At 63.2% G+C, this 10,675-nt stretch carries 9 protein-coding genes; all 9 read left to right on the top strand.

From position 1 onward, the window contains the following. The first annotated feature begins 2 nt into the window (after nucleotides 1-2). The 9 genes from GOX01_RS06100 (at nucleotide 3) to lpxC (ending at nucleotide 10,655) form a co-directional block, all read left to right on the top strand. Nucleotides 3-1,196 (top strand): FtsW/RodA/SpoVE family cell cycle protein, encoded by a 1,194-nt coding sequence (locus GOX01_RS06100; protein WP_011251753.1) that lies wholly within the window; start codon nucleotides 3-5, stop codon nucleotides 1,194-1,196. Beyond that, nucleotides 1,193-2,290 carry an undecaprenyldiphospho-muramoylpentapeptide beta-N-acetylglucosaminyltransferase gene (murG, locus tag GOX01_RS06095; RefSeq protein WP_011251754.1) on the top strand — a complete coding sequence of 366 codons (1,098 nt, stop codon included), beginning with the start codon at nucleotides 1,193-1,195 and terminating at the stop codon, nucleotides 2,288-2,290. The genes GOX01_RS06100 and murG overlap by 4 nt, the downstream gene beginning before the upstream one ends. 39 nt (nucleotides 2,291-2,329) lie before the next feature. Further along, the gene (murC, locus tag GOX01_RS06090; RefSeq protein ID WP_011251755.1) at nucleotides 2,330-3,763 is read left to right on the top strand and encodes a UDP-N-acetylmuramate--L-alanine ligase; all 1,434 of its coding nucleotides are present in this window, start codon (nucleotides 2,330-2,332) and stop codon (nucleotides 3,761-3,763) included. Next, the gene (murB, locus tag GOX01_RS06085) at nucleotides 3,760-4,680 is read left to right on the top strand and encodes a UDP-N-acetylmuramate dehydrogenase (protein ID WP_062269542.1); all 921 of its coding nucleotides are present in this window, start codon (nucleotides 3,760-3,762) and stop codon (nucleotides 4,678-4,680) included. The genes murC and murB overlap by 4 nt, the downstream gene beginning before the upstream one ends. Beyond that, on the top strand, nucleotides 4,677-5,588 hold the full coding sequence (locus tag GOX01_RS06080; protein ID WP_011251757.1) for a D-alanine--D-alanine ligase: 912 nt from the start codon (nucleotides 4,677-4,679) through the stop codon (nucleotides 5,586-5,588). The genes murB and GOX01_RS06080 overlap by 4 nt, the downstream gene beginning before the upstream one ends. After that, a complete protein-coding gene (locus GOX01_RS06075; RefSeq protein ID WP_011251758.1) occupies nucleotides 5,588-6,523 on the top strand; it encodes a cell division protein FtsQ/DivIB in 936 nt (311 codons plus the stop codon). Before GOX01_RS06080 ends, GOX01_RS06075 begins: the two co-directional genes overlap by 1 nt. Next, the gene (gene ftsA, locus GOX01_RS06070) at nucleotides 6,520-7,917 is read left to right on the top strand and encodes a cell division protein FtsA (RefSeq protein ID WP_011251759.1); all 1,398 of its coding nucleotides are present in this window, start codon (nucleotides 6,520-6,522) and stop codon (nucleotides 7,915-7,917) included. The genes GOX01_RS06075 and ftsA overlap by 4 nt, the downstream gene beginning before the upstream one ends. A gap of 57 nt (nucleotides 7,918-7,974) precedes the next feature. Further along, a complete protein-coding gene (ftsZ, locus tag GOX01_RS06065; RefSeq protein ID WP_011251760.1) occupies nucleotides 7,975-9,507 on the top strand; it encodes a cell division protein FtsZ in 1,533 nt (510 codons plus the stop codon). Between the two features lie 116 nt (nucleotides 9,508-9,623). Continuing rightward, nucleotides 9,624-10,655, top strand: a complete 1,032-nt coding sequence (lpxC, locus tag GOX01_RS06060; protein ID WP_011251761.1) for a UDP-3-O-acyl-N-acetylglucosamine deacetylase — start codon at nucleotides 9,624-9,626, stop codon at nucleotides 10,653-10,655. The last annotated feature ends 20 nt before the right edge of the window (nucleotides 10,656-10,675 follow it).

Raw genomic sequence — 10,675 nt, 5'->3', positions numbered from 1 at the left:
CCATGTCGGGACTGTCCCGTGTCGATACTTCTGCGGTTGCCCGCTGGTGGCGGAACCTGGACCGTGTGACGCTGGCCTGCGTCGGTCTGCTGATCGGCCTGGGCTATGTCCTGATGCTGGCGGCCAGTCCTGCCGTGGCATCCCGTATCGGCGCTTCGCGCAATATGTTCATTCTCAAGCAGGTGATCTTTCTGGCGCTGGCCGGAGCGATCGTGCTTGGGACGTCCTACCTGTCCCGGCAGGCCATCAAGAAACTCGCGATTATCGGCGGCATCATAGCGCTCGGCGCCACCGCCATGACGCTGGTGCACGGCATGGAAATCAAGGGCGCGCGCCGCTGGATTGCGCTGCCGATGATGTCGGTCCAGCCCTCGGAGTTCCTCAAGCCCTGCTTTGCGGTCGTGACCGGCTGGCTGCTCTCGGCGCGCCGTTCCGTCGTGATGTGGGGCAATATCGCCTTCCCCGGCATGCTGATTGCCTTCCTGTGCTTCGGGGTCATTCTGATCCTGCTGAAATCCCAGCCCGATATCGGAATGCTGTCCGTCATCACGATGGTCTTCATGACCCAGCTGTTCGTGGACGGCCTCAAGCTCTACTGGGTTGGGCTGTGCGTGGCTGGCATGGCGGGGGCCTTTGCGGTCGCCTATATCGTCTTTCCGCACGTGCAGTCCCGCGTGCAGCGCTTCCTGCATCCTGATGTCGGTGACCACTACCAGATTGACACCGCATTGCGGGCGTTCGGAAATGGCGGCCTGCTGGGCCGCGGGCCTGGCGAAGGCCGCGTGAAGGATCTGCTGCCCGACGCCCATGCCGACTTCGTCTTTGCGGTCGCGGGTGAAGAATACGGTCTGATCCTGTGCATCGGGATCATCCTGCTGTTCGGGATCATCGTCCTGCGTACCCTGCTCAAGCTGATGCATGAGGACGACCCGTTCGTCATCGTGTCCGCTGCCGGACTGGTGACGGGATTTGGACTTCAGGCCTTCGTCAACATGGGTTCGACATTGCATCTGATCCCGACAAAGGGCATGACCCTGCCCTTCATTTCCTATGGCGGCAGTTCGGCAATGTCGGTGGCCCTGACCATGGGTATGGTTCTGGCGCTGACACGTCATCACGTCGGCCAGAGCCGGATTGGTCAGAGAACCTCTGCGCCTTACGGCCAGGGACCACTGTTTGAGAGGAACGCGCCGTGAACCGCCCCATCGTTATCGCCGCCGGTGGCACGGGCGGACATTTCTTCCCGGCCGAAGCCGTCGCAACCGTACTTGCGGAACGGGGTCACGACCTTGTCCTGATGACGGACGCCCGGCACGGACGACGCGAAACCGGCCTGTTCAAGGACCGTCCGCAATACGTGCTGGACGGCGCAGGTGTTGCTGGCAAGGGTCTTAGCGGGAAAGTCCATGGTGTGCTGGCCCTGCTGCGCGGCATGATGGAAGCCCGCCGTATTCTCGCTTCGCTTGATGCCGCGGCGGTCGTGGGTTTCGGTGGCTATCCGTCTATCCCGCCTCTGACTGCGTCACGCCTTCTGCCTTCCGCAAAGCGTCCGCAGATGGTCATTCACGAAGGCAATGCCGTGCTCGGACAGGCCAATGCCTTCCTGTCCCGCTTTTCTCCGCTGATCGCCACGTCCTACGCGAAGGTCGCCCGTCTTCCTGAAAATGCCCGGACAACCCTGACCGGCATGCCCGTCCGTGAAGGCATCGAGGCCCTGTTCGGTCATGTCTATGCCCCGCCCGAAGACAGGATCAATCTTCTGGTCTGGGGTGGCTCCCTGGGCGCACGCGTGTTCTCCGAAATCGTGCCACAGGCGCTGGCTGCCCTTTCCGAAGACTTCCGCAAACGCCTGAAAGTCACGCAGCAGATCAAGGCCGATGATCTGGAGCGCGTCCGCGCCATTTACGAAAATGCGGGGATCGAAGTCGAGGCTGCCCCCTTCTTCACGAATGTTCCGGCCTGTCTGAAAAACGCCCATCTCGTGATCGGACGCGCAGGCGGCTCTTCGGTTGCGGAACTGGCCATGGCCGGTTTGCCATCCATTCTGGTGCCGCTGCCCATCGCGGCATCCGATGAACAGGGTGCGAATGGTCAGGCGCTCGTGGATGCCGGTGCAGCCTGGATGATCCGACAGCCCGATTTCACGGCCGCAGCCCTGACGGCTCTGCTGACAGACCTGTTTTCCCATCCAGAAAAGCTCGAAAACGCAGCAAAAGCCGCTCATCTGTGCGCGCGCCCTCATGCTGCCGCAAAAGTCGCTGATCTGATTGAATCCGCCCTGCGGTCCTGATCCCTGTTTTTATCGTTCCTGCCCAAGAGTACCTGCCCCATGCGCGCCCTGCCCCTGAACATCGGAACCATTCACTTCGTCGGTATCGGCGGCATCGGCATGTCCGGCATCGCCGAAGTCCTGCACATGCTGGGCTACAAGGTGCAGGGTTCCGATATTGCCGAAGGTGCCAATGTGCAGCGCCTGCGCCAGGCCGGGATTGTCGTGCATATCGGCCATGACGCCGCCAATCTGGGCGACGCACAGGTTGTCGTGACCTCGACGGCCGTGAAAAAGGACAATCCGGAAGTCGTGGCCGCGCGTGCCAAGCTCATCCCGGTCGTGCGGCGTGCGGAAATGCTGGCCGAACTGATGCGCCTGCGCTGGTCCGTCGCCATCGGCGGCACACATGGCAAGACGACGACCACCAGCCTCGTGGCCTGCGTGCTCGAACATGCCCGTCTGGACCCGACCGTCATCAATGGCGGCATCATCGAGGCTTACGGCACCAACACTCGTATGGGTTCGGGCGACTGGATGGTCGTCGAGGCCGATGAAAGCGACGGGTCCTTCCTGCGCCTGCCCGCCGTGATCGCCGTCGTGACCAATATGGATCCGGAACATCTGGATCACTGGGGCACTGAAGAGGCCATGCAGGCCGGCTACGACCAGTTTGTTTCGAACATTCCGTTCTACGGCTTTGCCGTCCTGTGCGTGGATCACCCGCAGGTGCAGCAGATGATCCCGCGCCTGTCCGATCATCGTGTCATCACCTACGGCTTCAGCCCGCAGGCCGATATCCGCGCCGAGAAGGTCGTCATGGACAAACGCGGCGCGACATTCGAGGTCGTGGTCACCAACCGCCAGCGCAACCGCTCGCGCCGCGCCGGTCCGTTCCGCCTGCCGATGCTCGGACACCACAACGTCCTGAACTCGCTCGCCGCCATCGCCGTCGCGCTTGAAATGGAAATCAGCGATTCCGTAATCGCGTCCGCCCTGACGACCTTCAAGGGCGTCAAGCGCCGCTTCACGCGCACGGGCGAGTATAACGGCATCTCCATCGTCGATGATTACGGCCATCACCCGGTTGAAATCGCCGCCGTGCTCAAAGCCGCCCGTCAGGCCGGTGCGCGCAACGTCATCGCCGTCATGCAGCCGCACCGCTATTCGCGCCTGAAGGTCCTGTTCAACGAGTTCTGCACCTGCATGAACGACGCCGATACGGTCATCGTGGCCGATGTCTATGCCGCGGGCGAAACGCCGATCGAGGGTGCAGGCCGCGATGCGCTCGTTGAAGGCCTGCGTGACCGCGGCCACCGCTCCGTCGTGCCGCTCCCCGATCCGGCCCATCTGGCGGAAATGATCAACGCCATCGCCAAGCCGGGCGATTACGTCGTCTGCCTTGGCGCCGGCACCATCACCCAGTGGGCGCAGGCCCTTCCCGCCCAGCTCGAAGCCCTGAACCGCCAGCCCGCAACCGAAGGCGCGGCATGACGGGTAGCAGCGACTTTCCTGTCAAAGGCCTGCGCGGCAGACTGACCCCGAACGCCCCGCTCGGCCCCCGCGCCTGGTTCCGCGTGGGCGGTCCGGCGGACTGGCTGTTCGTTCCCGAAGACCAGGACGATCTGGCCCTTTTCCTGCGCGAAAAGCCGGCCACCATGCCGGTTACGGTTCTGGGCGCGTGCTCGAACGTCATCATCCGCGACGGTGGCATTGCCGGCACGGTTATCCGTCTGGCGCGCGGCTTTGCGGACATCACCGTTCAGGGCAACAGCATGATCGTGGGCGCAGCCGCGCTCGACATCACCGTGGCTGAACATGCCGCCGCTGCCGGTCTGGCAGGGCTGGAGTTCCTGGCTGGCATTCCGGGATCGATCGGCGGTGCTGTCCGCATGAACGCGGGCGCCTACGGATCAGATATCAACGCCGTTTTCGAATGGGCAGACATCCTGACAGCCGAAGGCGAACTCCGTCGTCTGTCCCATGACGAGCTCGGCTTTGCCTATCGTCATTCGGAGCTTCCCGAAGGCAGTGTGGTCATCCGCGCCAGCCTGCGCGGCACACCGGACAACGCAGATGCCATCCGCAGCCGCATCGCGGATATCCGGGCCTCGCGCGAGGCCTCGCAGCCCGTGCGGGCACGAACCGGCGGCTCCACCTTCCGCAACCCCGACGGCCACAAGGCCTGGCAGCTCATTGACGAAGCCGGGTGCCGTGGTCTTCAGATCGGGGATGCGCAGGTCAGCGAAAAGCACTGCAACTTCCTGCTCAATCTGGGACAGGCCAGCAGCGCGGATCTGGAAACGCTGGGCGAAACCGTGCGCGAAAAAGTGCTGGCCCAGAGCGGCGTGGACCTGCATTGGGAAATCAAACGTATCGGGCGCAAATCCGAAGGAGAACAGACGGTATGAAGGTCGCAGTCCTGTTGGGGGGAACATCCAGTGAGCGGCCTGTCAGTCTCGTCAGTGGCGAGGCCGCAATCGAGGCCCTGCGCGAAAAGGGACACGACGTCACCCCGATCGATGTCGGACCGGATATCGCAACGACCATCGCCAGCCTGAAAGCCGCCGCACCGGACGTCGTTTTCAACGCCCTGCACGGCCCCCGTGGCGAAGACGGTGCCATTCAGGGCGTTCTGGAATGGCTTGGCCTGCCCTACACCCATTCCGGCATCCGCGCCTCGGCCGTGGCAATGGACAAAGGCGCAACCCGCATCCTTCTGGCCGCCGCCGGTCTGCCCGTGGCGCAAGGACGTGTCGTGACGGTTGAAGAGCTGGCCGAAGCCGATCCGCTCCCCGCACCCTATGTCATCAAGCCGGTCGCAGAAGGTTCCTCCGTCGGTGTCGAGATCGTGCGGACGGGAGACAACCGTCGCGCCGAAATCGCGCGGACTTGGCGTTTCGGGAAAGAGGCATTGGTCGAGAGCTTCATTCCCGGTCGCGAGCTGACCGCAGGCGTTATGGGCGACCGGGCTCTGGCCGTTACGGACATCCTGCCCAGCGAAACGGCTGCGTTTTATGATTTCGAGGCCAAATACAAGGCTGGCGGCTCACGGCACGTGGTCCCTGCGGAGCTTCCGCAGGCGGTGACAGACCGTGCGCTTGATTACGCCCTGCGCGCCCATCAGACACTGGGCTGTCAGGGGGCCAGCCGCACGGATTTCCGCTACGATGAGGGCACCGACACGCTGGTCATCCTCGAGGTCAACACACAGCCCGGCATGACACCGACATCCCTGCTGCCGGAACAGGCCGCCTATTGCGGGATTTCCTATCCGGAACTGTGTGACTGGATGGTCCGGGAGGCACTGGCGCGCTGATGCGGGAGGATCCGTCCTTTCAGAGAGACGATTTTGTCCGGGAACGCTATTCCGGGGGCCTCCCGCCTCAGGAAGATCGTCCGTCACGGGCAAAGCTGTTCTGGCGCCGGCAACGGCGGCTGGTCCGGCCTGCGATCGTGTTTCTGGTTGTGATGGGAATTGCCGGGGCGGCCGGGCGCCTTCTGTATGATGCAGCCTCCGAAGAGCGCTTCGCCCCGCTGCGGGCACGGCTGGTCGAAATGGAGCCACTGCCCATCCGTCACATCGTCATCAACGGTCGCGGCATGACCAGCGAAGCCTCCATCCAGGAAGCGCTGGGCACATCTGTCGGACGTCCGATCTTTGGATTTTCCGTTGAAGCAGCCCGTCAGCGGCTGGATGAACTGCCGTTCATCGACCATGCAACGGTCGAACGGCACATGCCCGATACCGTCATCATCACGCTTGTGGAGCGCACGCCGATCGCCGTCTGGCAGGATCGCGGGCATTTCATGCTCATCAACCGGGCGGGAGAGGAAGTCTCCGATCAGGGCCTAACCGGGAAAAATGCACAGGCTTTTCTGCAACTGCCCCTCGTGGTGGGTGAAAGTGCCAATACGGCAGCCGCCAGTGTGATCGACGCCCTGAACAAGGAGCCGCTGGTCAAAAACCAGGTCACGGCCCTGATCCGGGTGGGCAACCGACGCTGGAATGCCACGCTCAAGGACGGCACGACCGTGATGCTGCCTGAGGGCGAGGAAGCTGCGGCATTCACCCGTCTGGCCCGCTATCAGCAGAGCATGCGTCTGCTGGAGCGGCCGGTCCAGTCGATCGATCTGCGCCTTCCGGACCGGATGGTCGTCCACCAGCCGCCTCAGGCAGCTCCGCCACCGGATGGCGCAAAGCCTGACCCATCCTCACCGACACCACCAGCAGACAGCACGAAGCAGCCATGAACGACCACAACTCCATGTCAGATCTTCCGGCATTCCGGCGCCGGGGCGGTCTCAGGGGCCGGTCCCTCATTCCCGTCGGCGGCGAACGTGACGTCAGCGTCAACCGCGTCCCGCGTGACATCCTGCCGCTTCCCCCCGAGGATACCCAGCGGAACGTCAGCTGGCGTCCGGGCATTTTCGGTGCGCTGGACATCGGCACGACGAAAATGACCTGCCTGATCGGCAAGGGCGAACCGGATGGATCCATTCAGGTTCTGGGCCATGGATGGCGCCGTTCCCACGGCATCCGTTCGGGGTCCATCGTTGATATCCGCGAGGCCGAAGCTGCAATCCGTGCCACCGTCGGACAGGCTGAGGAAGCTGCCGAGCGGCGCATGGACTCGCTCGTCGTCAACCTGTCCTGCGGGCGCCCGCTGAGCCGTCTGGTAGACGCGCAGATCCCCATCGGCGGCCGCGAAGTCACCGCCGGTGACGTGCAGCGCCTGATCGCCGAAGGACAGGCCCGCGCCTGGATGGAAGGCCGCGAAGTCATCCATACGCTTCCCATCGGATATGTCGTGGATTCCATTCCGGGAATTGCAGATCCGATTGGCCATCAGTGCGAAGAACTGGCCACCCGGATGCATGTCGTGGACATGAATTCCAGCGCATTGCGCACTCTGGATGCCGTCCTGCAGCACGCCGAACTGAAGCTGGACGGGCTGGTCGCGAGTCCCTTTGCCTCCGGCGTCTCAGTCCTGGCCGCCGAAGAGCGCGAACTGGGTGTGACCGTCGTGGAAATGGGTGGCGGCACGACGTCCCTGGCCGTTTTCTGTGAAGGCAAGCTACTCCACACCGCCCAGATCCGCGTCGGCGGCCTGCATGTCACGCGCGACATTGCCGGCGTGCTCTCGACGTCTCTGGAGACGGCTGAACGTCTCAAGACGATGTATGGCGCCGCCCAGATGGGCTCGGACGACCAGCGGGAAATCCTCTCTGTGCCGCTGATCGGCGAGAACAGCGACCGGCTGGTCCGCCTTCAGCGCTCCAAGGTCATTTCCGTCATCCAGCCCCGGATCGAGGAAACGCTCGAACTCGTGCGGCAGTCGCTCGATAATGCGGGACTGGGGCGCCTGGCCAATGGTCGGGTTGTGCTGACCGGTGGTGCATCGCTTCTTGAGGGAATCGTGCCCGTCGCAACGCGTATTCTTGGCCGGCCTGTCCGGATGGGAAAACCCCAGAACATTTACGGCCTGCCCGAGACAGCCGCGGCTTCGGCAGGATTTTCAACCGCTGCGGGGCTTCTGGCCTGGGCAGCGGGTGCGGATCGGGATTTCGGAGATATTTCCGTTCCTGAACCCAAACCTCGCGGACTTGTTAAACGTCTCGTAGGCTTCATACGCAACAATGTGTAGTCTACTACAGATCACAACGCCCACACCTGTCGCTTTCATGAAGTTCCGGACCAGATCATGACGCTGAACCTTACTCCTACTCCCAATTCCCACGTTGAGCTGGCGCCACGGATTACCGTGATCGGCGTTGGCGGCGGCGGCACGAATGCCGTCGACAACATGATCGCGTCTGAACTCAAGGGCGTGGAATTCGTCGTTGCCAACACCGACGCCCAGCAGCTTGCCCACTCCAAGGCCGAACGCCGCGTCCAACTTGGCCCGCATCTGACGCGCGGTCTGGGTGCAGGTGCAAAGCCGGAAATCGGTCGCGAAGCCGCCGAAGAAGCCGCACAGGAAATCGACCGTCAGCTCGAAGGCGCGAATCTGGTCTTCATCACGGCCGGCATGGGCGGCGGTACGGGCACGGGTGCGGCTCCGGTCATCGCGCGCATGGCGCGTGAGCGCGGCGTCCTGACGGTCGGCGTTGTTTCCAAGCCCTTCAATTTTGAAGGCCGCCGTCGCACGACTGCCGCAGAAAACGGCATTGCCGAGCTGCAGAAGCATGTCGATACGCTGATCGTCATCCCGAACCAGAACCTGTTCAATTCGGCAACGCAGAACACGACCTTCCGCGAAGCCTTCCGGATGGCCGACAATGTCCTGAACATGGGCGTTCGCGGCATTACGGACCTCATGGTCTCCCCGGGCCTCATCAATCTCGATTTCGCGGACGTCAAGGCCGTGATGGAAGAGATGGGCAAAGCCATGATGGGGACAGGCGAAGCCTCCAGCGAGGAAGATGCGGAAGACCGGGCCGTGCTCGCAGCCGAGCGCGCGATTTCCAACCCGCTACTGGAAGACGCGTCAATGGCAGGTGCGCGTGGCCTGCTCATCAACATCACCGGCGGCGAAGACTTGACGCTGTACGAAGTCAACGCTGCTGCGGACCGCATCCGTGAGGAAGTGGCCGACGACGCCAACATCATCTTCGGCGCGCTGATCGACGAAAAGCTGAACGGTCGTGTTCGCGTGTCCGTCGTGGCAACCGGCATCGACACACAGCCGCGTCAGGATCCTTCGGCTCCGAGCGCGGAAACCCGTCAGGCCGCTGCGCCGCAGACGAACGCCGGAACGGCAGCTCCGCGCGAAAGCGCCGGGACCCGCGCTGCAGCATCCTCGTTCCAGCCGGGTTCGACCTATGCCGGGGGCCCGCCGCGCCCGAATTTCGCGATTGATCCCCAGCAGCAGCCGGCTCAGAATACAGCCCCACAGCCGCAGCAGGAAGCTCCGGCGACCCAGCCTGCGGCCACTGAAACCCAGACGCCCCGTCAGGAAAACACCCACCAGCCTTCCCCCCGGGCCGGTCTGTTCTCCGATCCGTCCCGCCATGCCCCGCCGCTGCAGCCCGAAGCGCCGCGGAGCCTGTTCGGCATGGTCACGGGCGCCTTCCGCAGCCGTCCGCCCCAGCCGCAGCAGCCCCCGCAGACCACCCAGCGGACGGAGCCCAGCACCCGCGACGGATACCCCCAGCAGGCACCGCAGCAGCAGGAACAGCCGTCCGGCAATGCTGACGATTCCAACCTGGATATTCCGACCTACCTGCGCCGCTGATCGTCTTTCCCCCTCATGCACACCATGAGGGGGAAATATCCGGCAACAATCGTTGACTGGAACTGACGCCCGGTATCTGTTTTCTAGTCCTCGGAATCAGATTTTTCGGAGGCTTTATGCAGGTTACGCCAACGCATGGCGGCAGCACGGCGAAAGGCGTTGAGGCAGCACAGCCGGAGACGGTCTCTGCCCTCGATGGAACGCCTTCCCGCCCGGAGCGCGACAGCTCGAAAAACCTGCAGACAACCCTTGCCAACCCCATTCACTGTCAGGGCATCGCCCTGCACAGTGGCGTAACCGTTGATCTGGTTCTCTCCCCCGCCCCCGCGGATACCGGCGTCAGGTTCCAGCGTTCGGACATCGAGGGCTCCCCCTCCTTTCCCGCGCTCTACGACCATATCGTGGACACCCGTCTTTCAACGGTTGTCGGCTGCCCCACCGATCCCTCCCTGCGTGTTGCTACGATCGAGCATCTCATGGCGGCCCTCAACGCCTGCGAGATCGACAATATCCTCGTGGCGGTCAGTGACCCCGAACTGCCCGTTCTCGATGGTGCGTCGGATGCCTTTGCCTTCCTGATCCGCTGCGCCGGCCGCAAAACGCTGGACAAGTCCCGTCAGGTCATCGAGATCCTGCGCAATGTCCGGGTCGAAGGCGAGAACGGCGCCTTTGCTGAACTGCGCCCTGCTCAGCGCGGACTCTCCCTTGCCATTTCACTGAGCTTCCCGGCTCAGGCCATTGGAAACCAGCGCTACGCCATCCAGCTTGATGAACGTCGCTTCATGGAAGAACTCGCGTTCTGCCGCACCTTCGTCAACCGCAAGGACATCGAGTATCTGCAGAGTATCGGACTGGCGCGCGGTGGTTCCCTGGAAACGGCGGTCGTCGTGGATGGAGAAAATATCCTCAATCCGGCAGGCCTGAAAATCGAGCGCGAGTTCGCCCGCCACAAACTACTTGATGCAATTGGCGATCTCTATTGCGCTGGCCACCGGATGCAGGCCGGATTTATTGGTCACAAATCCGGTCATGCGCTCAATAACAGGCTTCTGCGGGCGGTTTTTTCCGATGCCGCCAACTGGCGTTTCGTCCCAACGGGCTCATCGCGAGCCGTTCCCAAGGCCCTGCGCGCGCGCGTTGCTGCCTGAGACACATGGCAGGTCTTTCG

The organism is Gluconobacter oxydans, from assembly GCF_006539685.1.
Lineage (GTDB): Bacteria > Pseudomonadota > Alphaproteobacteria > Acetobacterales > Acetobacteraceae > Gluconobacter > Gluconobacter oxydans.
Note: the sequence above shows the minus strand (reverse complement) of the source record. Positions and strands in the feature narration are given on the sequence as shown.